21 protein-coding genes and 1 tRNA gene are annotated in these 24,601 nt (G+C 45.3%); 13 read left to right on the top strand and 9 right to left on the bottom strand.

What is annotated here, in order from left to right:
• Window positions 1-86: 86 nt before the first annotated feature.
• On the bottom strand, window positions 87-1,166 hold the full coding sequence (locus NIES593_RS12310; RefSeq protein ID WP_073599862.1) for a RuBisCO accumulation factor 1: 1,080 nt from the start codon (window positions 1,164-1,166) through the stop codon (window positions 87-89).
• Between the two features lie 198 nt (window positions 1,167-1,364).
• Between NIES593_RS12310 and ccmO the strand changes: the two genes are divergently transcribed.
• Window positions 1,365-2,126 carry a beta-carboxysome assembly protein CcmO gene (ccmO, locus tag NIES593_RS12305; protein WP_139253690.1) on the top strand — a complete coding sequence of 254 codons (762 nt, stop codon included), beginning with the start codon at window positions 1,365-1,367 and terminating at the stop codon, window positions 2,124-2,126.
• Here the strand turns inward: ccmO and NIES593_RS12300 are convergent, their stop codons facing one another.
• From NIES593_RS12300 to NIES593_RS12290, 3 genes are all read right to left on the bottom strand, one after another.
• Window positions 2,127-2,444 carry a hypothetical protein gene (locus NIES593_RS12300; protein ID WP_245817462.1) on the bottom strand — a complete coding sequence of 106 codons (318 nt, stop codon included), beginning with the start codon at window positions 2,442-2,444 and terminating at the stop codon, window positions 2,127-2,129.
• A gap of 186 nt (window positions 2,445-2,630) precedes the next feature.
• Window positions 2,631-2,912: a type II toxin-antitoxin system RelE/ParE family toxin gene (locus tag NIES593_RS12295; RefSeq protein ID WP_073599859.1), complete on the bottom strand. Its 282-nt coding sequence runs from the start codon at window positions 2,910-2,912 to the stop codon at window positions 2,631-2,633.
• The gene (locus tag NIES593_RS12290) at window positions 2,902-3,144 is read right to left on the bottom strand and encodes a CopG family ribbon-helix-helix protein (RefSeq protein WP_073599858.1); all 243 of its coding nucleotides are present in this window, start codon (window positions 3,142-3,144) and stop codon (window positions 2,902-2,904) included. The genes NIES593_RS12295 and NIES593_RS12290 overlap by 11 nt, the downstream gene beginning before the upstream one ends.
• Window positions 3,145-3,424: 280 nt before the next feature.
• Here NIES593_RS12290 and hpsA point away from each other — a divergent pair, with 280 nt between their 5' ends.
• The 7 genes from hpsA to NIES593_RS12255 all read left to right on the top strand — a co-directional run bounded on the left by hpsA (window position 3,425) and on the right by NIES593_RS12255 (window position 13,826).
• The gene (hpsA, locus tag NIES593_RS12285; protein WP_073599857.1) at window positions 3,425-8,533 is read left to right on the top strand and encodes a hormogonium polysaccharide biosynthesis protein HpsA; all 5,109 of its coding nucleotides are present in this window, start codon (window positions 3,425-3,427) and stop codon (window positions 8,531-8,533) included.
• A gap of 18 nt (window positions 8,534-8,551) precedes the next feature.
• Window positions 8,552-9,274, top strand: a complete 723-nt coding sequence (locus NIES593_RS12280) for a type IV pilus modification PilV family protein (protein WP_073599856.1) — start codon at window positions 8,552-8,554, stop codon at window positions 9,272-9,274.
• Between the two features lie 40 nt (window positions 9,275-9,314).
• Entirely contained in the window at window positions 9,315-10,337 is a 1,023-nt protein-coding gene (locus NIES593_RS12275) for a PilW family protein (RefSeq protein WP_073599855.1), read from the top strand.
• 44 nt (window positions 10,338-10,381) lie between these two features.
• Window positions 10,382-10,984 (top strand): type II secretion system protein, encoded by a 603-nt coding sequence (locus tag NIES593_RS12270; protein WP_073599919.1) that lies wholly within the window; start codon window positions 10,382-10,384, stop codon window positions 10,982-10,984.
• Window positions 10,985-11,051: 67 nt separating this feature from the next.
• Entirely contained in the window at window positions 11,052-11,633 is a 582-nt protein-coding gene (locus tag NIES593_RS12265) for a prepilin-type N-terminal cleavage/methylation domain-containing protein (RefSeq protein WP_245817461.1), read from the top strand.
• 510 nt (window positions 11,634-12,143) lie between these two features.
• On the top strand, window positions 12,144-13,460 hold the full coding sequence (gene thrC, locus NIES593_RS12260) for a threonine synthase (protein ID WP_073599853.1): 1,317 nt from the start codon (window positions 12,144-12,146) through the stop codon (window positions 13,458-13,460).
• Window positions 13,461-13,550: 90 nt separating this feature from the next.
• Entirely contained in the window at window positions 13,551-13,826 is a 276-nt protein-coding gene (locus NIES593_RS12255; RefSeq protein ID WP_073599852.1) for a MoaD/ThiS family protein, read from the top strand.
• A gap of 10 nt (window positions 13,827-13,836) precedes the next feature.
• Here the strand turns inward: NIES593_RS12255 and NIES593_RS12250 are convergent, their stop codons facing one another.
• On the bottom strand, window positions 13,837-14,739 hold the full coding sequence (locus tag NIES593_RS12250; protein WP_073599851.1) for an alpha/beta fold hydrolase: 903 nt from the start codon (window positions 14,737-14,739) through the stop codon (window positions 13,837-13,839).
• A gap of 175 nt (window positions 14,740-14,914) precedes the next feature.
• On the opposite strand from NIES593_RS12250, the gene NIES593_RS12245 reads away from it, so the two are divergent.
• The 5 genes from NIES593_RS12245 to NIES593_RS12225 all read left to right on the top strand — a co-directional run bounded on the left by NIES593_RS12245 (window position 14,915) and on the right by NIES593_RS12225 (window position 21,311).
• Entirely contained in the window at window positions 14,915-17,386 is a 2,472-nt protein-coding gene (locus tag NIES593_RS12245; protein WP_073599850.1) for a type I polyketide synthase, read from the top strand.
• Window positions 17,387-17,424: 38 nt separating this feature from the next.
• Window positions 17,425-18,057, top strand: coding sequence for an SRPBCC family protein (locus tag NIES593_RS12240; protein WP_245817459.1), 633 nt, complete (start codon window positions 17,425-17,427; stop codon window positions 18,055-18,057).
• 360 nt (window positions 18,058-18,417) lie between these two features.
• Window positions 18,418-18,825 carry a DUF3110 domain-containing protein gene (locus NIES593_RS12235; RefSeq protein WP_073599848.1) on the top strand — a complete coding sequence of 136 codons (408 nt, stop codon included), beginning with the start codon at window positions 18,418-18,420 and terminating at the stop codon, window positions 18,823-18,825.
• 39 nt (window positions 18,826-18,864) lie between these two features.
• The gene (gene murQ, locus NIES593_RS12230; RefSeq protein ID WP_073599847.1) at window positions 18,865-19,782 is read left to right on the top strand and encodes an N-acetylmuramic acid 6-phosphate etherase; all 918 of its coding nucleotides are present in this window, start codon (window positions 18,865-18,867) and stop codon (window positions 19,780-19,782) included.
• Window positions 19,783-19,796: 14 nt separating this feature from the next.
• Window positions 19,797-21,311, top strand: a complete 1,515-nt coding sequence (locus tag NIES593_RS12225) for a site-2 protease family protein (protein WP_073599846.1) — start codon at window positions 19,797-19,799, stop codon at window positions 21,309-21,311.
• A 114-nt stretch (window positions 21,312-21,425) separates the two neighbouring features.
• Here the strand turns inward: NIES593_RS12225 and NIES593_RS12220 are convergent.
• The 4 genes from NIES593_RS12220 to NIES593_RS12205 all read right to left on the bottom strand — a co-directional run bounded on the left by NIES593_RS12220 (window position 21,426) and on the right by NIES593_RS12205 (window position 24,318).
• Window positions 21,426-21,497: transfer RNA gene (locus NIES593_RS12220), tRNA-Met, on the bottom strand.
• Between the two features lie 101 nt (window positions 21,498-21,598).
• A complete protein-coding gene (locus NIES593_RS12215; protein ID WP_073599845.1) occupies window positions 21,599-22,882 on the bottom strand; it encodes an ABC exporter membrane fusion protein in 1,284 nt (427 codons plus the stop codon).
• Window positions 22,883-22,894: 12 nt separating this feature from the next.
• Window positions 22,895-23,470, bottom strand: coding sequence for a TetR/AcrR family transcriptional regulator (locus NIES593_RS12210; protein WP_073599844.1), 576 nt, complete (start codon window positions 23,468-23,470; stop codon window positions 22,895-22,897).
• Between the two features lie 146 nt (window positions 23,471-23,616).
• On the bottom strand, window positions 23,617-24,318 hold the full coding sequence (locus NIES593_RS12205) for a response regulator (RefSeq protein WP_073599843.1): 702 nt from the start codon (window positions 24,316-24,318) through the stop codon (window positions 23,617-23,619).
• Window positions 24,319-24,601: the final 283 nt, after the last annotated feature.

The raw sequence follows: 24,601 nt of genomic DNA, 5'->3' as shown, positions 1-24,601 counted from the left end.
AGGGAGACGGGGGAACAAGGGGGACTCCGAAGAAGAGGAAGAAGACCAACTACTAATTAACTACTAACAAATGACCACTAACTAAATTAATCATCCATCTGCCACGGCTCAATAATATTATTTTCATCGAGAATCTTTTTAGGTCGTAGGACGAGAACGAGTTGTCCTAGTAGCAAGAGATCGGGCGCTTCTTCAAACCATTGAAACGTTAATTGCCCTTCTCGTTCTATGAGAAAATAACTATTAACATCCCATTGGGTCCCTTGGCGATCGACGACAACCAACACGTCTTCAGCCTTCCCAGGAAGGGGAGTTGGCAGGCGATCGCTATTGCATAAAATTGCCACCGGATCTTCTGCTTTTAGGACGGCTTGCCACCCCGGCAGCGGCACCACCGATCCGCCCTTAGCAAGATGCGCGATCCGGAAAGGTTCTTCTAACTGTACCGGAGAAATAGTTTCCAAGTCTTGTCTTGTCAAAGGTAAAGTACCTACAACTGGAATAATACGGGCAATTTCTTCTTCGGCTTCTAGTCGATAGATGGGAATCAAAGGCGCAGTTCGACTAGGGGCAACTGTAAAGTCGCTCAGCAGTTTTTCAATGGCTTCTCTGGCTGACTCGGAGCGAGCAAACTTCAATCCCTGAGCAATCAGACGCGCTCGCTCCTGAAGATCCTTTTTTTGTCTGGCGCGTTTCCAGTATTGATAGGCGACGGCATCGCCCGGATCGGTGGTAAATCCGGCGGGGATTTGAGAAAATCTGGAAAATTCCTGAATCGCTTTGGCGACTTCTTTGGCGCTATCGAATTCTAATTTTTTCTCTTGGGCTAATTGAGCCGCTGCCGCTCGTTGTTCTTGGTTAAGGATGCGCAATTCGTAGAGAACGTCGCTTTTGGGTCCCCGATAATAGGAAAGTGTCTCTTCCGATACGCCAGCTTTGACGAGACTGTCGTAAACTTGAGCCGCGACGATAATCAGGTTTTGCTGACTTGCCTGAAAGCCCGTCTTTTCAAAAATGGTTTGAGAGTTGTAACCAGCTTTTTGTAATTGCAGACAGGCTTTGCCCCAGTCTACCCAAGTCCCTTCTTTATAAATTAGCGATCGCAGTAATTCTTCCGCCACTTCTGGTGACAATTGCGATGAATTATCTTGAGGTTTTTCTTCCATAGCCCTACCGACAGATTCCTTAGTATTATTGAAAGTTATTGAAATCAATGAAAATATTAAATAATAATTAACAATTACGCGATAAACTAGAATTATTCAAGCGGTCTATCTTAAGGTATTAGGCTATTTCCAGGGGTAATATTATACTGAATGTCTAAATTAGAAGTCCATACTAGAATATCCGCTTCTAGGCAACGAATGAAAAAAGCGCACAGAGCTAGCGACAGCGCACTTGGTTTAGTATCCACGCAAAGCTTCCCTGCCATCGTCGGAACGGCTGATATGATGCTCAAATCAGCAGAAGTAACCTTGGTCGGGTATGAAAAAATTGGTAGCGGTCATTGCACGGCTATCGTTCGAGGCAACATTGCCGACGTTCGCTTAGCAGTAGAAGAGGGAGCGAACATGGCAGAAAAAATCGGTCAGTTAGTCTCCAAATTGGTCATTCCCCGTCCGATGCCCAACCTAGAAGCTATCTTTCCCATCGGCAGCCATCTGGTACAAATCGCTCAGCAACAGCGGGGTTACAGTCGCCTGAGCAATCAATCCATCGGTTTGGTAGAAACGCGAGGGTTCCCGGCAATGGTAGGTGCGGCTGATGCGATGTTGAAGTCAGCTGACGTACAACTCGCCTCCTACGAAACCATTGGTGCCGGGTTGTGTACGGCAATTATACGGGGTTCTGTGGCAAATGTAGCCGTAGCAGTCGAAGCGGGAATGCACGAAGCCGAACGCATCGGCGAACTACACGCCGTGATGGTCATTCCCAGACTCCTAGAAGACTTAGAACATACGCTACCCGTTGCTAGTTACTGGTTGGAGCAACCCGAACCCTTACCGATGCTCATGCCGAGAAAGGTTACAGAGAAACAAAGGGAGTTGGTTGCGCTTCCAGAACTCCAGAAAACCCCTATCTCTATCCAAAAAAAGCTTAAAGAGAAAGAAGATACTCAATCGTAGCTACTTCACCTCTTGCATGAGTTGCAGCAACAACTGACCGAAGGCATCATCTCCTATCCGCCCAATGGCTTCTTGCAGCAAATCTGAAGAAGCCGCTGAGGATGGGACTAAAAGATCGAGATGCTGAATGAGTTGTTCTAACTCTTCTCGAATGCGTTTGCGCTTGGTTTCTAGTACCTTTACGGTACGGCGAATCGAGCGTTCGCGCACAAATTCAGTCATGAGTGAATCCGGTTCCGGGCGATCGCACATCTGCTTCGTTGACCTAAGATAAACAACAATCCTGATGGGAATTCCATCAGGAAGCTTTACTTGCATTAGAGCGAATCCGGGGCGCGATCGCGTCGGCTTTTTAAAAGAACGTTAGATATATCAAGACAGCAACACGTTAGTCCAAAGAAAGTTACACAACTGTTACGGACTTTAAACGCGATTGCTGTTTCTATATTCTTAGATGTTAAACAATAGATTCAACTGAATCTACAATAACTTAACGTATGTTCATTATGATTCTGGAAATTGTCTAGCAGAGTGCAGTACTCGCAAAATCTCTACCGCGTTGCTCTTAACTCGATAAATAACAATATACGGAGTATTGCCAATTACAAGCTCCCTTGTACTTTCCACTCGCCCTAGTCTTCCCATCAGCGGAAAATCCGCGAGTTTATTAACGCCAACGCGAATTTTCATGATTACTTTCTGTGCTGCTTCTGGATTATCCTTCTCCATATATTCGTAGATGCTCTCTAAATTCCGAAGCGCTCTGCGCAACCATCTAACTCTCATGGATTAACTTAGCCAAGGCTGCATCCACTTCTTCATCGCTAGCAAAGTCTCCTGCATCCGCTTCAGTAATACCTTTCTGAATCTCCTCGATCTGCCATCTGTAAATTTCTAAGTAATAGTCGATCGCTTCGTTCAATATATAAGTGCGATCGCGGTCTAAGATCGATGCGATCTCATCGAGTGCCTTTCGCTTGTCAGAGTCAACCCGAAAAGTAATCGTCTCTTTGCTCATGAGTCAAGGAAAATAGAAACAACTTATTACAATGCAATACAGCATATTCTTTTAAATTATAACAGAAGCAAGAAAGTACTCTGACTCATCAAAAATATCTTATCGAGACGTGTTAAGTTTTCCTCGCCAGATGGGTAAGTTAAATGTAACTACTAATATCAAATCCGTTTAATTAGTTATAAATCGACTCTTCCTGTTTTAGGAATCAATAAAATCCTCAATATTATTTCCTTTCTATCGATAACATCAACATTTCTAAATCTTTAGCGAGACAAGCAATATGTCAGGGCAAAAACGAGGGAAACCATTACAAAAGCGATCGCTCCAAAACTTATTTAGAGAGACGGGAGAAAGTATAAAGCAGCTTTTACAAAATTTGCTAATGCGGTTTTTCCGTTCTCTAATGGCTTTGTTAGTAACGCCAGTGTCGTTATTACAGGCAATCACAGGAAGAGGTAAGCAGTCGTCAAGTAATTTTTTTGCCCCTGGACAATTTCGTTTCTCGCTAAAACTATCTAGACTTTGGCGTTCTCTTCCTCTTTTTGATAGAAAACATGCTTTGTCTAGCGCAGGATTTGTTTTGCCAACAATTGCAATCCTGCTCCTGATTATGTCGTTGGTGATTAGTTCTCTGTTATTTCGATCTGTGACGCGAACGACAGAGGTAATAGGAGAACGAAATCAACAAGTCATCTATAACGCTGCGACTCCTGCGATCGACCGGGCGAAGGCGAAGCTAGAGTATCTTTTTCGGCAAGATCCGCGTATGCCAGGGGGGCTTCCTTCGGATGCAATGTTAGAGAGTATGCTGCGTAATGACGGTCTTAATGGAGTTTCCCAGCTAGACGAAGATAATAATAGTACAAATGGAATTCAAAATCCTTACAATCTTCCAAATGAGACTCGTCTAGACCTTAACGAAGACAACATTGCAGATAATGCTTGGTCATTTCAACTCGACACTAACGGAGATGGCAAATTAGAAACAGTAGCCTACTCAATTCTGGTCAGGACAATCAGTACGGACGGACTGACTAACCGGACAAATAGCGATAGCGACAAAGCTTCTAAACTTGTTGTCCGCAACGCACCGATTAATTCTAGCCCCAACAATTCTCTCTCTGGTTGTCAGGGGGTATTTTCTAGCCCCCTTGTTTCAGGTCAAGATCCCAATCAAGGCTGGGATGCGGTTACCAGTGCAACGGTACGTCGGGCATTTCAGGTAACGGCGGTAGTCATTGATGGTGACAATACAGCAAGCCGAACAGTTGCAACTTTAGAGATGCAACAAGACCGTCAAGCTGACCGAGGCAACAAATGGGGAGCTTGGTTCCGCAATGACTTAGAACTTTTCCCTGGTCCAGACTTTAGATGGAACGGAGCTATTCATACTGAAGGCAACCTGATGCTTAGTAGAGGAGCAACCAATGGTAGCAATCTCGTTAGATTTTATCTCATCAGTGCACCCAATTCTTGCCTCTACACGCGGGATGCTTCGGAAATTACTATGTCTGGCGAACCCAATAAGATTCCCCCTTATCAGGGTCAGATGTTTGTTGGCTCGATGAAATGGAATCAATTCTACGGAGACACGCGCTTTGACCTATACAAACCAGGTGGGGTAACGCAAAATATACAAATTAATACGACTAACCACTCTGTCAATACTACTGGGATTACCCCCTCAGATTTGTCCCTTGACCCTGTTGTTTTATTGACAACGAATCAGAATAAAAACCGACGAACCAATCCCAGCCAACAAAAGAATGAGGGAGTTAGGGCAACAAACTGGGCATCCAATAGCGTTGTTACCGAAGGAAGACTTCTCAATAAGCCAGCGAGAGCGCCCTATGTAGACGATACCTATCGAGCAGATAATCGTTATGGTCCCAAACCAGAATATAATGACCGCATCAAACCCTTCATCAAGGATGATGGAACGCCTACTGGAACCAAAGCTGGCAATCCAATTCTTTCATCTTCATCCGATCCAAACTATGATACTCTCACCAACCTAAGCACGACTAACCCAGAAGGGATAGGCTTGGATGGCTATTGGGAACGCCGCGCATGGGCAGAAGGGTTACGAGTGATTGTCGGACAGCGATTGGAACTCGGTAATGCCTATGGTTGGAAAGGTAATAACGATCCTCTCTATCCTCCGAATGTTGCGGCAACGACTCGCGCTCACGAACAGCGGCAGTGGAAAACCTTACGAGATAACTTAGCCGCAGTTCAAGCAACGGCTGTCTATCACAGTGCAGGCGCTAATCGCAATTTTCCTATTGCTTGTCTAGCAACTACAGCACATCCAGGAACTCAGACAACGATTCGCAATAGTACAATTTTTAATACTCTTAGTATTAACGGCAGTTCAAGGGTGATTGCCGACTTTCTGGGAATGCTTCCTAATGAGGATCTCAACAATAACGGAACTTTAGATTCAGGAGAAGACATTAATGGTAATGGCGTATTAGATCGTCCTGGTTTGGGGACTAATGGCTGGGAGTTCAACCCGCCAAAAGCCAATGAAACTGACTTTACAAGCGCTCTTGCTTCTGGACAACCTCTTCGCATTGCTTTAGAAAACCTCGCCCATTTTGCAGGCGATGGCGCTCCTGATGGCAGTGATTTTACGGTGAACAATCCCAGTCCTCACTTTGGTGCGTTTCCTCCAAGACAGGATACTTCATCTAGTCAAGCCGTTCCTTCGGTGGGACAACAAGTTCATCCCTATTCCAACCTAGCCATGTGGGGAGACTTTTCTAATCTGCGTCGAGTCATCCAGTTACTTAATAGCGGTACTACCTACGCCAACCTTAGCCTAGCAGACAAAACGACTCTGCAAACGGCTTCTTGTACTTTGGGAATGCTGGCATACAATCTCCAAACGGTGGAAGAGGCTTACAAAGAGGTCAATGGAACAAATGGGATGAACGCTTTAGGCGTACAGTTATCCCAGTATATGGATGGAAATCTTGCTAATGGAGAAATTGGCAGACCTAGCGATGGCAGTAATTTGTGTACCAATGCTAATAAAAGTACCTGTACCGATCCTCCTGTAACTAGCGTAACCAATAACGCTGCTGATTATGCTCTTAACGCTAAGAACTACTATAGCCAGTTCACAGCCAGAGAGTGGATCAATGCGCTGTTGAACGATAATAGCTTGGGCGGTAATAAAGCAGGGTTGATTGATACCGCACAAAAAATCCAGTTAAGGCAACAAATACAGCGCGATCGCGCCTCTGGTTTTAGAGCCGATAATGTGTTGTTTGGCAACGGTACGGGATACGATCCAATCTTGGGAGAATATATCGTTCAAGGTGTTAATTCTGGCTCTATTGCACCTGGCCAAACATTTAAAATAGCTTGCGATCCCAACCAATTCAGCACTTCGGGGGGAAATGCGGAAAGAGCCAAACTCGGACTTTCGCTAGCCTTTTGTTCTAGTTCTGAAACCGTTAAGTATCCTTCTCTATTTTACCTGTTTCCCCTAACCTCACACGATCACAACGGCACGGCTACGGCTACGGCAGAAGCGACGATTAAAGCAATTAAAAGTACTGCCACGGCTAACGTCATTCAGCCTAGCGCCGAACCCTATGTTGACGATCGCTACATCTTCAATACGGCTGCTACTGATGATGTTAATGGCAACTATACCTACCGCGTCATCAAAGATAGTAATAGTAATGGCATAGAAGACCCAGCAGAAGATAGTATTGGCGAGATCGCGATTCAGCCGAGGACAAGAGCTAACTGGCAACTCCCCAATACAACGACAACAACAAACCGAGTCAATATTATTAGAGATGGTACTACCGCCGTTGCCGTTACCTTTCTAGATAAGGGAATTTTTAACGGACGGGAAATGATGTCTGTACGAGTCTTGGACTTCGACTTAGACTTGCTCAGACGCAATACCATTACTACCGGAGAATACTGGCTACCTAATACTGGCATTGTCTATGCCTTCCGCGAAGATGCAATACGAGAAGACGGTATTGCTAGACCAGCCGCTACCACCACCTGGGCTAGCTGCGATACCGCCGCCGAAATTACTGGCAGCAGTTGCCGCATGAATGCTGTTGCTGCTAGTCCTGTCGATCCTCCCGTCAATCCAGACACTGGGATTAGCCCCAAACCCGTTGATTTTTATGCCGATCCAGATCGCCGTCCTTATGGTTTCCGCTTGAGAAACGGAGCTTATCTGCGCCGTCCTGCGGGTAATACCGGACCATTTCTTCCGAAAGGTTTGGCATTTATTTCCGATAACCCCGTTTACATCCAGGCAGATAGATGTGCTTTCAACTTGCACTCTAGCTCAGAAAATTCTAGTCTCGCCTGTAACAACATTGACAACAATCGTCTTGAAGAGTTTTCTACGCCACTAAACGATAACTGGGACAATTTTTACACGCGGGGCGATGAGCCTAATGAGCCAAGCGAACTGCCTAGCAGTACGTTTGCTCGTGATAGCGATACTTGGCGACCCGCAGAAATTATTGCTGATGGGATTAGCATTTTATCGGATAGTTTTGTTGATGGCAGCCTTGCAGAGGGAATCAGACGACGGGATGTAGGTAGTCGCTCTTCTTACCGCACTCTTAATGCTCCTAATGACGGCAATCCTGATAATAATGATACCGGAACCCGCCGTTGGGTACGAGAGGATGGATCGTATTCTGATGATAAAAATGCTGCCGTCCCCATCAAAATTTCTCGCGATGGTTTTCCTCTCTACTGCGTTGTCAACAGTACAGGGGCAGACGTTACTAGCAATAATACTAATCCCAACGCTTGTACGGATGTTAATCGAGAACAACCTTATGGCAGAGAAGTTGGAACAAATGCTAATGGCGGTAATAACCGAACCTACTTGGCGTTTACCAATGGAAAACTCACAATTGGTGTTGCCAATGATGCGCGGGTTAATGCAACCCTTGTCAGCGCTCTAATCCCTTCTCGTGCTGGACAGTCTTACGGAGGAATGCATAACTTCCCCCGCTTCCTGGAAAACTGGAGCGGACGCAACCTCAATATTTCTGGTGCATTTATTCAATTAAACTTTAGTACTTCAGCAACTGGTCCTTTCGACCAAGATAGTTGGGAGCCAGGCGCTAATGCCAATGCTAACAGCGAACCGATTAATTATTATGGTGCGCCGAATCGCCGTTGGGGTTACGATGTCGGCTTGCAATATGCTCCAGCCGGACCCATCGCCAGCCGTTTTGTGACTCCTAGTAATACTCGTAGCGAGTTTTACCGAGAGCTTCCCTTAGATGACCCCTACATCTGTAGACTACGCCGTGCCAGAAAACAAACAGGTACGAGTAGCTGGTCTAGTGCGGGAATCGATCCGCAAGCTCCCTCATCCTGCTCGTAATCCCGGAGGTAACTGGTTATGAAAACAGAAGTCATGAATACTTTTCGAGGAACTGTGCTGCGTTTGCCTACAGGATCTCTAGTATGCTCTCGTTGGAGAAAATCCGGAGTAACTCAGAAACGTTCGGAACAAGGACTAACTTTGCTGGAAACATTAGTAGGCATTTTAGTAATTTCCCTAGTTCTAGCAGCCAGTGCGCCTCCTATTCTTCTTGCCGCTGCTACTCGCATCCAAAACCAGCGAGCAGAACAAGCAATGCAAATTGCTCAAAGAGAAATCGACCGAGTACGGTTGATAGTAGAGCGAGAAGATACAGTAAATGATGACTTACCTCCAGTCGATACCAGCATTACTAACCCGAATAATCTTAAAAATGTCGGTGCTCCCACAGCAATTTGCACGACTTCTTGTACCGTTACCCAAGCCAGACAAGAAGGGGATTTCTTGATACAAGTCTTCCGCGAACCAGGCGTAAAAGAGACAGATATCAGAAGTCCCGACCCAACCCCGAATACCGAAGATCAAGTTATTGCCTTTCGGATGGGAGTGAGAGTTTATTCTCTTGCTGCTATCAACACATTGACAAGTGGTGGCACTTTAGAAAAAGAAGCCGCTTCTTTGCAGATGACTGGCGGACCGGGACAACAAACCAATCGACCCCTTGCTGTTTTGTATGCTGATTTTGCACGAGGAGATTTGACGCTTTCGCTTGAGGGATATAAGAAGTTTTTAAATAAATAACAATCTTTGGGCTAGCTTACCAAATTAAGAAACATTGTTTATGGTTAATCAAAAATATTCTTTTTTATATAAATTTTGGCATACCAATCGATTTAAAAACAATTTGGGGATTAGTTTAACCGAACTGTTGGTAACGATTGTTATTGGTGGTATTGCTATCAGTGGATTGCTAGCAGCAATGGTTGAGTTATTGCGTACTGACCAACAAGAAGCAGCGCGCGAAGAAACTCAGCAAGAAATGCAAGCAGCGCTTAGCTTTATCGCAGAAGATTTGAGAGAGTCTGTCTATGTATACGATGGTACTCAAACAAGAAATACAAGTCCTACAGATAACACTCAAGTTTCTCACAATGTTTTGAGTAAACTCCCAAATTTTGGGACTGGTGTAACTTCAATTATTGTCTTCTGGAAAGCAGAACAGCTTAGCGCTACTCAACTAAGTACGCTTCAATCGATGAATTGTAATTCTTTTGCGACTACGCCAGTCGATAAAAAGGCAGAGTGTGAAAACCTTAAATTAAAGCGCCGCGCGTATAGTTTAGTTGTTTATCTACAATCGACAGTTTCCGATCCCCAGTGGAAAGGCAAATCTAGAATACTGCGCTACGAACTTCCTAAGTATGTATCTACTACTTCAGGATTTGCATCTTTGACACATTCAACCGGATTTGTCGATCCTGGTGAAAATAATAATTTTCCTACTTGGCCCTTTGACTCTAACGGGAATGATTTACAAGGGGGGACGCTACCGACGCTTGCTCAATCGCCACCAGAAGTTTTAGTTGATTTTGTTGATGCTCCTAACAGTACTGCCGCCAGCGTACCAGATTGTCCTTCAACAAACTATTCCCGACTTCCCAGTAATGCCACTAGCAGTAATAGTTTCTTTACTTGCGTCAGAACCATTGGCAATGCTTTAGGACGAAACCAAGATATTATTTTGTATCTTCGCGGGAATGCTGAAGGTAAGGGAGGAACAATAGATAAAAATTATCTACCAACTCAGCAAACTAGCGTGACTCTACGTGGTGTTATCGACAAGTTTACGCCCAATGGAACTTAGAAAAAACTATGTTGAATTTTTTTAACATTAAACTATACAAAATAATGAAGCGAATGGATTGGTCGGGACTGGGACAAAGCACCACTGGTTTTACTTTAGTCGAAGTTTTAGCTGTTATTGTCATGGTGGGAGTGCTAGCCGCGATCGCAACTCCTAGTTGGGTGGCTTTTAACGAACGCCAGCGTCTCAACGCAGCTAACAATCAAATCTATCAAGCCTTGCGACAAGCTCAAAACCAAGCAAAATTGAGAAAAGAAGCTTGGCAGGCTAGTTTTCGGCAAAAAGACGGAAAAGTTCAGTGGGCTGTTAATAGAGACGAGTCTGACCCAGATAAAATCCTTTGGCAAGATTTTCCTGGCGATCGCATCAGCGAATCGATTCAGATAAATACAGGAACGAATGGAACTAATCTACCTAGTCCTAGCAGCGGATTTTTTCGACTTTTATTTAACTATAAAGGCTGTCCCGTATCTGCTTCCGGCTATACTTGTACAAATTCCGGTCTCAGTTTTCCTTCACCGGAAACAGCAACTTCAAAAAAGCCGCGAATCATCTTATCTAACAAAAATGGCAGTCCTGCAAAACGCTGTATAAAAATCCTTACTCCTTTGGGATCGATGGTAAGCGCTCAGGATGAAGATTGTTAATTAATAAATTTTTTAGCGGCACGAGAGAAACCTAACTTGATAAGATTAAATTATTTTTAATTCACTCTTGTCGTTATTTTTGATGGACTACCAGGATAACAATAACTCTATTCAAGGATTCACTTTACTGGAGATTTTAGTAGTAGTTATTATAGTTGGTATTCTAAGCGCGATCGCGGCTCCTAGTTGGGTCGCTTTTTTCAATCGCCAGCAACTCAATGCCGCCAATAATCAAGTCTACCAAGCAATGCGGCAAGCACAAAACAAAGCGCAACAAGAGAAAGAAACTTGGCAAGCAAGTTTTCAAGAACAGGGCAAAGTCGTTCGCTGGGCGGTACATAGAGCTAGTCTTCCTACTGCGCAAATTTCTTGGCAGGATTTTTCTAATTCAATTCAGCTCGACTCTGAATCTAACTTACCGAGTGCAGGGGAGATATTTCGCGTTCGCTTCAATTACAAAGGTTGCCCCGTTTACAATCCGCAAGACACCTGTACTAATACAACCATTCGCACTAAAGGACGCTTGACTTTATCCCTAAAAAATGGTAATGGAACAAAACGCTGCGTTATTGTTTCTACCCTGTTAGGCGCATTGCGATCGGCGCAAGAGCAACCTACCCCCGATGATAAGGGCAGATATTGCTATTAATCTGACAGGTTGTTCCAAAAGTAGAGAATGTCATGTTGAGCGTAGCGATCGCGAAGCGAAACATCTTCTACCAATTCGCAATTCACAATTCACAATTTGCAATTATCAGTTCGCAATTAGTCAGCCGTTCTGTGTGTGGCGGGTTTTTGACAGTAACTGTAGGGAAGTGAGGGCGTGTTTTTAGATCGAATGATTCGCCGTGCGACGGCGAATCCGCATCCTCCAGAATTGGGGGGCTAGGGGGGCCAAACCCAGTATTAAAAAACTTTTCAGATATCCTCTAAAGACGATTGGATCGGTATTTGAGTCCATTTCAATGGACTTCTTGGTATATGAGACGGGGAATTTATTCCCCGGCGGTTGATGCTTGATTTCTCTTTCCCTACTCCCAGTCTCTCCGTCACACGATATTTTTCCTATACCCGATAAAATAAGTCGGGTATGTTTGACGGGGATTTTTGACTGTGATACTATCGAGCGAAGTTGACGGATGATAGAGAGACACCGACCATGACCCAGGCAACCCAAACTCAAACCCTATCTACTTTTACTCCTTTTACTCCCACCTTCACCAAGCTAGTTTCTAAAGAAGGAGGAACCGAGTACCCGCTTAAAGCGCTTCACATTTGCGAGGAGACGTTTGCTCCTCTAGAAGTGGCTTACGACTACGACCTCATTCGCCGCCAAGTCAGTCGCGAAAGCATCCAAGCGGGACCAAACTCGATTTGGCGCTATCGGGCTTTTCTCCCCGTCGCTACCGAAAATCCTATCGATGTGGGAACTGGGATGACTCCCCTAGTAAAATCCCATCGCTTGGCGCGTCGCCTGGGTTTAAAGAATCTTTATATCAAAAATGATGCCGTCAATATGCCTACCCTCAGCTTCAAAGATAGGGTAGTATCCGTTGCGCTGACTCGCGCCCGCGAACTTGGTTTTACAACAGTTTCCTGTGCCAGTACGGGCAATTTAGCTAATTCTACCGCCGCGATCGCAGCTCATGCAGGATTAGATTGCTGCGTTTTCATCCCTGCGGATCTCGAAGCTGGAAAAATCCTGGGCACTTTGATTTACAATCCAACCGTCATGGCGGTTAAAGGCAACTACGACCAAGTAAACCGCTTGTGTTCGGAAGTCGGTAACACCTATGGATGGGGATTTGTCAATATCAATTTGCGCCCCTACTATTCCGAAGGTTCAAAGACATTAGGATTTGAAGTTGCCGAACAGTTGGGATGGAAACTTCCAGATCATATCGTTGCTCCTCTCGCATCTGGTTCTCTATACACCAAGATTTACAAGGGATTCCAAGAGTTCGTTAAAGTTGGCTTAGTAGAAGATAAAAATGTTCGCTTCAGCGGCGCACAAGCAGAAGGATGTTCTCCCATCGCGCAAGCTTTCAGGGAAGAACGAGACTTTGTTACGCCTGTCAAACCTAATACAATTGCCAAGTCGATCGCTATTGGCAATCCGGCTGACGGGATTTATGCTCTAGAAATTGCGAGAAAGACAGGCGGGAATATTGAATCGGTTACCGATGCCGAAATTGTCGAAGGAATCAAGCTACTTGCCGAAACCGAAGGAATCTTCACCGAAACCGCAGGCGGTACGACTGTCGCAGTATTAAAGAAATTGGTAGAAGCCGGAAAAATCGACCCCGATGAAACTACGGTAGTTTATATTACGGGTAACGGACTCAAGACTCAGGAAGCCGTGCAGGGTTACATTGGCGAACCTCTAGTCATTGAGCCAAAATTAGACAGTTTCGAGCGTGCTTTAGAACGTTCTCGCACGCTAGAACGCCTTGAATGGCAACAAGTTTTAGTTTAGTTATTGGTTAGTAGTTAGTGGATAGTTTTTCTACTAACTACTAACTATTAACGATTAACTACTAATCTCTGATAACTAATAACTGAATTTATGGCTGTAAAAGTTTTAATTCCTACCCCACTGCAAAAATTCACTAGCGATCGCGCGACAATTGAATGTACCGGAACTACCGTGAGCGAATTAATTGACTCGCTAGAGCAAAGCTGTCCCGGTATCAAAGCGCGTTTGTGCGATGAAGACGGCAAGCTTCGTCGCTTCTTGAACTTCTACGTCAACAGCGAAGATATTCGCTTTTTAAATGGAGCCGAAACTCCGCTCAAAGATGGAGATGAGGTGAGTATCGTTCCTGCCGTTGCTGGTGGTTAGAGCCAATCAATTACTCCTCCAGCAATTTGAGAAATTTGCGGATTAAACCAATTGTCACCCCAGGTAATTCAAGCTGGGGTGTCAATCCTACATCATCCAATTCCAAAAAGATCTTAACAGCGTCTGGATTGAGAGCAGCTAGACGCTTACCGATTTCGGGACCCGTAAATTGAGATTTTCGACCCCAAATTATGGCAGTGGGAGTCTTTAGCTGAGCGATGTATTTTGAGAGATCGAAACACAAATCGCCCCGGACAAAAGAGAGAGCAGCATATTCTGCGTTAGGTTGTTGGGCAGATTTGAGATAAGCCTTTACAATTTCTGGATAGACGCGATCGCGCTTGGCGAATTGATTATTTTTAAGAAAGCTCTCTATCCCGCCTTCTGTCGCTACACCAGCACTGTAGAGGAATTTATCTAGAAAAGGAACTTTAATTATCTGAGCAAAGATACTGCGAGTATAATCTTCTCCGAAGTCGGATAACCCTGCTGGAGTAGTCAGAATCAAGGACTTGAATAAGTCGGGGCGATCGATCGCGGCGCGAATGGTAAACGCTGCCGTCAGAGATGAGGCTATAACTGGTGTAGGACTATCGCAAGTCTTCTCGATAAACTCGATAATCGTGCGAATATAGTCTTCGGGTAGATAATTGCGTTCGGGATGTTCGGAACGACCCCAGCCAATTAAATCTGGTGCTAATACGCGATTATCCCAGGCAAAAGCTGGATAAACTTTTGACCATTCATAGGCAGAAGATCCTCCACCGAAGCCATGTAAGAAAATCAGAGTCGGGAGATTTTCGCTGTCAGGTTTTTCTGCCTCTCGCCAAGGGGGTTTGGTTGGCGTATAGTACACCATAGTGCCGAGAGAAGTGACGACGGATTGTCTTTCTACGCCAATAGGTTCGAGCATTTTTGATTCCCTAGAGCATACATTTTCAGTCTACCTCTCTGATTGAGCGAGTCATCTTACATAAGGAATAACAAAGCAGAATTTTAACTGAGAGCTTGCACTGACTGTTGGGAATCGTGCAAGATCTCAGTTGTAATCTATATGGCATATAGAAGACAGGCACAGTAATTATCTAATGAAAACTGCCTCCGAACAACCTAAAAATCTATCCTCAACCAAGCGTGCCCTACTGGCACTCAAGCAAATGCAAGCCAAGCTAGAAGCCCTGGAACGCGCTCAAAACGAGCCAATAGCCATTATTGGCATGGGATGCCGATTTCCTGGCGGTGCCGATAATCCAGAGGCTTTCTGGCAATTGTTGCGGGATGGAGTAGATGCCGTTACAGAAGTTCCCTCCGATCGATGGAATCTTAATACTTACTACGACTCAAACCCAGATACGCCTGGGAAAATGTGTAATCGTTACGGGGGGTTTGTTCCTAACCTACAAGAGTTCGACGCGCAGTTCTTTCGCATTGCGCCGCGAGAAGCCCTTAGTCTCGATCCCCAACAACGCCTGCTTTTGGAAGTAAGCTGGGAAGCCTTGGAAAATGCAGGACTAGCACCCGATCGGCTCATGGGCAGTCAGACAGGAGTATTCATCGGTATTTGCAGTACCGATTACTGGCATCGCTTGCTCTCAAGAAAACCAACTGAAATCGATGCTTACCTAACAACGGGCAATACTCACAGTATGGCATCGGGTCGCTTGTCTTACATTTTTGGTTTCAACGGACCCAGCCTATCAATAGATACGGCATGTTCTTCATCGCTAGTTGCCGTTCATTTAGCTTGCCAAAGCCTGCGCAACCAAGAATGTAATTTGGCTTTGGCGGGAGGAGTTAACCGAATTCTTGCGCCAGAAGTGAGTATTAATTTTTCCAAAGCGAGAATGCTTTCGAGCGACGGTCGTTGCAAAACCTTTGATGCTTCTGCCGATGGATTTGTTCGTGCGGAAGGGTGCGGGGCGATCGTTCTCAAGCGCCTGAGCGATGCAGTTGCAGCAGGAGATAATATATTCGCACTCATTTGCGGTTCGGCTGTCAATCAAGACGGTCGCACTAGCGGACTGACCGTGCCCAATGGACCCTCGCAACAGGCGGCGATCGAACAGGCATTAAAAAACAGTCGCATCGAACCACACCAGATCGATTATATAGAAACTCACGGCACTGGTACAGCTCTCGGAGATCCCATTGAAATAGGAGCGATAGGCGAAGTATTTGGCAAGAAACGTTCTGGCGATCGACGGTTAATAATCGGTTCGGTAAAAACCAATATCGGTCACCTAGAAGCCGCTGCTGGCCTTGCTAGCCTAATTAAAGTGGTTCTTGCGCTTCAAAACGAAGAGATTCCACCCAATTTGCATTTCCAGGTTCCCAATCCCCATATTAATTGGAAGGAACTGCCGATAAAAGTGCCGACACAAAGAATTTCCTGGTTGAGAGGAGAAAAACCGCGCCTAGCAGGAGTTAGTTCCTTTGGCTTTAACGGTACTAACGCTCATGTCGTCGTTCGGGAGTCAGGAGTTGTAGGGGCGGGTTTATTTGAAAACTCCGGAAAATTAGCAACCGTTAATCTCAAAAATCCGCCCCTACAGAAGTCGGAAATCATCGAACGCCCGCTACATTTATTGACTCTCTCAGCCAAAAATGAGAAAGCTTTGAGAGAGTTAGCCCAACGATATGCAATCTTTTTAGAATCTCATCCGTTTTTAGAAATAGGAGATATTTGTTTTACTGCGAATACAGGGCGATCGCATTTTGACTATCGATTGGGCATTATTGCCTCTTGTGTCGCTCAACTGCGGGAGAAGTTGGCTAATTTTACAATCGCGCAAAACGCTCAAGGAATCCTGCAAGGACGAGTTCCCAATCCCAATCGCCCTAAGATAGCATTTCTGTTTGCACAAGAAGATTCACAATATTTTACCTTGGGACAAAAACTCTACGAAACCCAACCCACTTTCCGCACTGCTATCGATACATGTACTGAAATCTTTTCTTCAGAATTCAAAGTTGATAATTCAAAATTCAGAACCTTTGCTCTCGAATATGCCTTATGGCAATTGTGGAAATCCTGGGGAATAGAACCCTCTGTTGTTATGGGCTATGGAGTAGGAGAATTCGTGGCTGCTTGCGTGGCAGGAGTATTGAGCTTAGAAGACTGCTTGCAATTAATTGCCACTTCTGCGGAGGCAACGACTGGGGCAGTCCGCTATTGCGATCCCCAAATTCCGATAATTTCTCCGAAAACCGGAAAAGTTGCCAATGCTGCTCTAATAACTCCTGATTATTGGCGCGATCGCGAAAAATCATCGATGAAGTTAACAGAGGGAATCAAAACTTTACACCAGTTAGGTTGTGAGATCTTGATAGAAATTAGTCCCCAGCCCACTTTCCTAAAAACCGAAGCCAGCGGACTCTGGCTGTCTAGTTTGTCACCAGAGCGAGAAGACTGGCAACAAATCTTATTGAGCCTACTCCAGTTATACTTGCGGGGAGCATCTATAGATTGGTTGGGTTTCGACCGAGACTATCTGCGTCGCAAGGTAATATTACCTACCTATCCGTTTCAGAGACAACGTTATTGGATAGAAACAACATGATATACAATAGGCGAAATTTAGTGTCATCAGGTTTAGCAGTGTTCGTAACTCCTCATCTCCAAAAGCACCGTCGATCGCTGGCAGGTTCCCTTCCCGCCATCGCTCTCGGCGCAACTCTAGTATTAAGTCCTTTAGCCTTGGCAGGGGCGGCTAACAACCCGATCGCGAGTCTTCCAGCCCAAGAACAAGCCGCCCTAGAATCGGGGGCAGCCGTTCTGACGGGTCGCGAAGGACAATATACTTGTCGAGTGTTAGTCAATGCACCCGTTGCCACGGTTTGGAAGGTGTTAACCGACTACGATAATTTCGAGAACTTTTATCCCAACGTCGTCTCTAGCCAAATTGTAGAAAATAAAGGCAATCGGAAAGTTTTTGAACAGGTTTACGTCATCAATGCTCTAATTTTTACTAAGGAGGAGCGCGTTCGCATTGCCGCAACAGAAACCTATCCCAAGCAAATTGATTTTAGCCTGGTTCAAGGAGATTTAAACTCCCTCAAAGGCGCTTGGCGAATCGATCCCGTTGCGTCTGATCGAGTTCTGATTACCCATCAAGTCTCCGTCGTCCCGAAAGACAAGGATCGCGCCTTATTTTATGGGATTTACGAAGATACCTTGGAAAACTTGCTCAGATCTGTCAAGCAGCAAGTCGAGCAATATGCTGTTAGATAATTAGGCGCTCCTGGTTGAGTGACAAAACTCAAATCGCCCTCGCCCCAACCCCTCTCCCAGAGCGAGAGAGGGGATCTCAACTTAAGACTTTGACCTGAAGTCCCTTCGCCCCTTGTGGGAGAAGGGATTTAGGGATGAGGGGACAAAGATTTGTCAGTCAATCAGCAAGCGCTCTGAAATTTATTGAATTCGTTTTTTGGCGGGCAGGCGTACAACCTGCCCTGATTTTGTCGTCTCTGATTTAATTTCTCCAGAAGGTGGGATGTTCAATTGTCTTCATTGTTGGATATTCTTATGTAAATAAAGATTCATTCTTAACGCTCCTGTAGTTAGGATCGGTTCCTGTAGGAGGACTTAACTATGCGCGTATTCGTGCTGTTGTTTAATGCCCGAACTGAAAATGAAGGCATCCACACGATTCAAATAGGCGATCGCAATAAAGTCTTGATGTTTGAGTCAGAAGATGACGCGACTCGCTACGCTCTCCTGCTAGAAGCTCAAGACTTTCCAGCCCCAACCGTAGAAGCGATCGATTCCGAGGAAATCGAGGAATTTTGCCGCAGCGCAGACTATGATTGGGAAATTGTCAAGGATGGCATGCTAGCTATTCCCCCTGACAAAAATGTCGAAAACACCGATTGGAAACCGGACGGGAATTATTCAGAACCGGAGACGGCAACTGAAACGGAAACCGGAACGGAAACCGACTCAGAAATGTCCCCGTCTGAGTTAGAGAGCATTCGTCGTCGGCTCGAAGGGTTACTTTAAAAAAGGAAAAAGGTAAAAGAGAAAAGGTGCTATCAAAGAATGGAAAAACTAGAAGAAAGAGGGCACCTGCTAACAGAGCAGATTAATCCCAACAGCCGCAATCTAGATGGACTGACATCGCTAGAACTCGTCGATCTTTTCAACCAAGAAGACGCTCAAACCCTAGCGGCAATTGCCAAAGCGCGGACAGAATTAGCAGAGGCGATCGACCTCGCCGCCGAGTCGCTGCGTCGGGGAGGAAGGCTTTTTTATGTCGGTGCGGGAACGAGCGGACGTTTGGGCGTGTTAGATGCGGCGGAATGTCCTCCGACTTTCTGTACGCCGCCGGAAATGGTACAGGGAATCATTGCCGGAGGGGCAACCGCCCTAGTTCGCAGCTCGGAAGATTTAGAAGATAGAAAAGAGGATGGAGCAGCCGCGATCGCCGAGCGACGAATCAATGAATTAGATGTCGTAGTCGGCATTACGGCGGGGGGAACTACTCCCTTCGTCCATGGGGCAATCGAAGCCGCCAAGCAACGAGGCGCGACGACCATTGCCATTAGCTGCGTTCCTGCCGAGCAGGTCGCCATTCACGCCGATGTGGACATTCGCTTGCTCACCGGACCGGAGATTTTAGCAGGATCGACGCGACTAAAAGCTGGAACAGCAACTAAAATGGCATTAAACATCCTCTCCACGGGGGTGATGGTACGCCAGGGAAAAGTCTACGGCAATCGCATGGTCGATGTAGCCGTTACCAATCGCAAACTACGCGATCGCGCTCTGCGCATCCTACAAGACCTCACCCAACTCAGTCGCCAAGAAGCCGATCGACTCTTAGAGCGCAGTGGCAAGCGGGTTAAACTCGCTCTGTTAATGCACTGGAGCGGATTGGATGCTGAAGCGGGCGATCGCCTCCTAGAACGACACCAAGGCAATCTTCGCGCTGCTCTCCAAGATCGCACTCAACTGTAACGCTCGGAGCCAAAATGATTAACGCATCAGAAACTACTGCCATTGCCGCTATTGTTCTAGTCGCACTAGGAATTTTAGCTTGGGGGTACAATCGGGCAAGAACCTATGGCAAATTGGGGATCTTAGCCTGGTTGCAATCGGTTATTCTCATGGCTCCCTGGTTAATTTTCTTTGGCTTATTCGCGGCGGGAATCTATTTGAATTTGGTGGGCATTCTCTTCCTACTCGTCGCTTCAGTCGTCGTCTATATTTATTTAGGAAATCGCCTCAGAGCAGAAGGACAAGACGCTATTTTACGCGAGAGAGCCGCCCAAAAGCTCAAAGACGAACGAGAGACAAATCTTCCCCCAACTTCCGAAACGGCACCAAAAACTGGAGAACAGCCAGAAGCTATCGTTCCAGAGATCTTGCCGATCCCAGAAGACGATCTAAAACTCATCAAAGGGATTTTTGGCATAGACACTTTTTTCGCTACAGAAACGATTTCCTATCAAGAAGGCGCAATTTTTAAAGGAAATCTGCGAGGGGAACCCGAAACCGTACATGCTCGCCTTTCAGAAAAACTTAAAGAAAATTTTGGCGAAAAATATCGGTTGTTTATGGTAGAAGGGACGGAAGGAAAACCCGTTGTTATCGTCCTTCCCAGCACAAACGACCCGCAACCGACAACGCTTGCTCAGAAAAACTTAGCGTTAGTCCTACTTATTGCCACTATCGCCACGAGTTTAGAATCGGCTGGACTTTTGCTAGGGTTTGATTTATTCAGCAATTTGGGTCGTTACCGGGAAGCTATTCCCCTGAGTCTCGGACTTTGGGCAATCCTAGTCGCTCACGAAATCGGTCATCGCATCGCAGCCAAACGATATAATATCCGCCTGAGCGTTCCCTTTTTCCTTCCAACCTGGCAAATTGGTTCCTTCGGGGCAATTACTCGCTTTGAGTCTTTGCTTCCTAACCGAACTGCTTTGTTTGACGTGGCGCTTGCCGGCCCAGCCTTTGGCGGCATCGTCTCTTTAGCGATGCTAGTTGCTGGGTTAATCCTCTCCCGTCCGGGCAGTTTGTTTCAAGTTCCCAGCCAATTTTTCCAAGGCTCGATTTTGGTGGGAAGTCTCGCCAGAGTAGTTTTGGGGGAGCAGTTGCAAAAAGCGATCGTTGACGTTCATCCGCTGACGATACTCGGCTGGTTGGGGCTAGTAATTACCGCTTTAAATTTGCTACCCGTCGGACAATTGGACGGGGGAAGAATCGTCCAAGCCATCTACGGACGGAAGATAGCCAGACGCACTTCTATTGCTACTTTAGTTATCTTAGGACTCGTTGCTTTAATTAACCCAGCCAACCCCATTCCTCTATATTGGGCAGTTTTAATTCTATTTTTACAACGAGATTTAGAGCGTCCTAGCCTCAACGAACTAACCGAACCCGACGATACTCGCGCTGCTTGGGGTCTATTAGCCCTATTTTTGATGTTGGCAACCTTGATTCCCCTCAGTCCGGGTTTAGCAGGGCGCTTGGGCATTGGAGGCTAGCAAGCGAGAGAGCCAAGGAGGCAGGGGAAAGGGATACATGCCAATTCTCATATTCCTTTGCCCCTTACCCATTCCCCGTTCTAAAGCAAGAAGTCTAATGTGCCAGTCTCGAAATGGCTCAGGTCGGATTTGAACCAACGACCGACGGCTTATGAGTCCGCTGCTCTACCGCTGAGCTACTGAGCCGTGTTTTACACCTTATTAATCATACAACAAAAATGCGCGATCGACCCACCCCTCTAACAAAGTCAATCTAACTCGCAATTCTCTCAGTCCAACTCCGGAATTTATAACGCGATCGCCGTTTGAACTTGTAAATTAGTTAACCTTTCCACGCGCTTGCTATCTTCGGGATCGAGGCGAATTTTGACTTCTACCACGCGGCGATCGAGGTTTTCTCCGGGTTGGTTGCTAAAGACGTTTTGGCGGCTAACCTGCCAGCCAATTTCCGATACCGTTCCCCGCAATTCGCCTGGAAATGTATTGCTGGTAATGACAGCTTGCTGTCCGAGTCGCACTTTGCCGATATCGGTTTGATAAACTTCTGCTACCACCAGCATTTGGTCGGTTTGAGCAATTTCCACAATTCCAGAATCGCTAATTTTTGCGCCCGGTCGCGTATGAATTTTGAGAATTCGTCCCGCCATCGGCGCACGAATATATACTTGATTTAGATTGGTCTGAGTTTGTTTGAGTGCTGCTATGGCGTTATCGACCTCTGCTTGCGCCGATCGCACGTCTACAGAACGAACTTCGGCAATTTGGTCTAAAGTGGCTTTAGCTTGCTTGAGTTGTTGCGATCGCGAGGTCTGAATGCGCCTGAGAGTAGCTCGCGCCTCGTTTAGTTCCTGCCCTCTGGAGGTTTGAATGCGTTTGAGGTTAGCTTGCGCTTCGTTGAGTTGCTGCTGTGCCGTTTGGAAGGCTAAGCGCTTGTTATCGAGTAACGAGGCAGCAGTGGCTCCCTCTTTAAAGAGGGTTTGGTAGCGTTTGTATTCTACTTCAGCATTGGCAAGCTGGACTTTTATCTGCTCGATCGCGGCTTTTTGAGCTTCGATTTCTGTATGTCGTTCGGCTTCGATTCGCGCGATCGTCGCTTTTTGGGCTTCAATTTCCGTGCTTTGTTCGGCTTCTAGGCGCGCGATCGCGGCTTGCTGCGCCTGAATTTCCCCAGTTTTCGCCCCTGCTTTAACTTGGGCGAGTTTGGCTTGCGCCATTTTGACCCGCTCTCTAGCTTGCGCAACCTCATCTTGCAAGCGATCGCGCGAATCGAGGATGGCAATCACTTGTCCCGCTTTAACGCGATCGCCCTCTTTGACGAACAGTTGGGCAACTCTGTCTCCATCTAGCGCTATGGGCGCGGCGACGGGAACGACTTCTGCTTCTGGTTCCAAGCGTCCTAATGCCGTTACTTTTTTGAGTTGAGGAACTCGTGCCGACTCAGATGTAGTTTCTTTTGCCGATTGTAAGTGTGAAATGCTATAGAGCGCGATCGCTCCTGTAAAAGCGATTCCCATCGCTACCGAACCAATTATCCAGCGAGTAGACTTTTTCGGCAAACCTTGCAGACCCATGATTGACTTCCTCTATTTATTATTGTTATTGAGATAGGCGATTAACATCTTTGTCAGGACTTTGGCTTGAGCTGAGTAATCAACGCATCCATAACCATATATCTGCTGCCAGATCAGACCATCTACTAAGCTGAGTAAGAAGGTAATCAATTCGGGATCCTCAATCCCCAAAAGTTTTGACATTGACTTTTCCACTCGCATGCACGATTGTCTGAGTGCATCGCTTAACTCTCGTCCTTCCTGTTGCTGCTGCTTGTAAAAATCTGCAAAGATAAGTGTTTGCTTAAAAAAATAATCCTGATTGCGACTAATGAAGTCAAATGATTTTTCAATTCGTTCCTCCAGAGTTCGAGACTCTTTTAATTCTGCCGTTACCCGCAGGATGTCTCTTTCGACTAATTCCTCAACCAACTGCTCGAACAAAGCCTGTTTGCTAGAAAAGTAGTGATAGAGCGTTCCAGTAGAAACTCCCAGTCCTTCCGCAATCTGGCGCATGGTAATTGTTCCATAGCCTTTTTCGGCAAACAAGTCAAAGCTCTTGGCGAGCAATTCTTTTCGGTATAAGTCATGGTCTACAATTTTGGGCATAGGGGATGTTTTCGGGAGTTTGATATCGATTTTATTATATCGAACATTTGTTATAAAATTAAGCGAATAATAAAATAATATGAGCGATTGGAACTCCTAGAATTTACAACGAGGACAAAGAAAGCACAGACAGCTTATTTCTCTTGCTACAAAGTCTGAGTAAAAACATATAGAGTTCCTAGCATAATCAAGATAATCAAAAAAACATTAACGAAGAAAAATTTATATAAAGAAGCTATTTGTTTCTCCAGCCTACGGCTTAAATGCGAAAGGTTATCGACTTTGATTTGTAAATTTGTATACTGGGCGACAGAAACTCTATTTTCTCGATCTAAGATTTTTTTAATTTCTTTCTTGATTTTCTCTGGCGTTTGAATTTGCAGTTTAAGCGCTTCCTTCAAGCGATTGTTTTCTTTTGAATCCGCCTGTAATCTTGGAATTTTACTAACATATTTTTCGATCAGATCGGGGCTAAGCTGAAAATAACCTTTATAAGCATAGCGAATTGCCATTGCTAATTCTCGTGCGGGAGTAGTCTTGAGAAGATATCCTTTTGCTCCCATTTGTAAAGCACAATTTAGATATTGCTCGTCGTCGTAGCTAGTAAGCATTAAAACTTTGCTTGAGAGAAAGCGTTCCGAGATGATCCTAGTAGCTTCTAAGCCATTGGTTCCTGGCATCTCAATATCCATTAACACTAGATCTGGGTTGAGTTTTTCTACTTGTGCTACAGCCTCATGACCGTTAGTAGCGAATCCAATTATCTCTAGATCTGGTTCGGTATCTAAATAGCCTTTCAATGCTTGATGGACGGTTTTTTGGTCGTCAACTACGAGAATACGAATCATATAACTAATTTAAGCAAAAGCGGTTTAGAAAAACTTTTAAAACCGCTAACAAATAAACATAGGGCTTCAAAAAATGATTTAATTATTATCCTATCATTTATCTTTTTAAGCAATCGAAAATTTCATTAAGAATTTTTGCTAACTTTTTAACTAAAAATAATCGAAAAAAATCATGCCAATTAAAAATTTAAACCAGAAAAATAAAAAATCTAAATTAAATTTCCAGCAAGATTTATGATTATGTTAAGCATGCAAATTAGATAAAGAAACCTGGTTGACTGAC

It is taken from the genome of Hydrococcus rivularis NIES-593 (assembly GCF_001904635.1).
GTDB lineage: Bacteria > Cyanobacteriota > Cyanobacteriia > Cyanobacteriales > Microcystaceae > Hydrococcus > Hydrococcus rivularis.
This window is presented reverse-complemented; position numbering and strand designations above follow the sequence as displayed.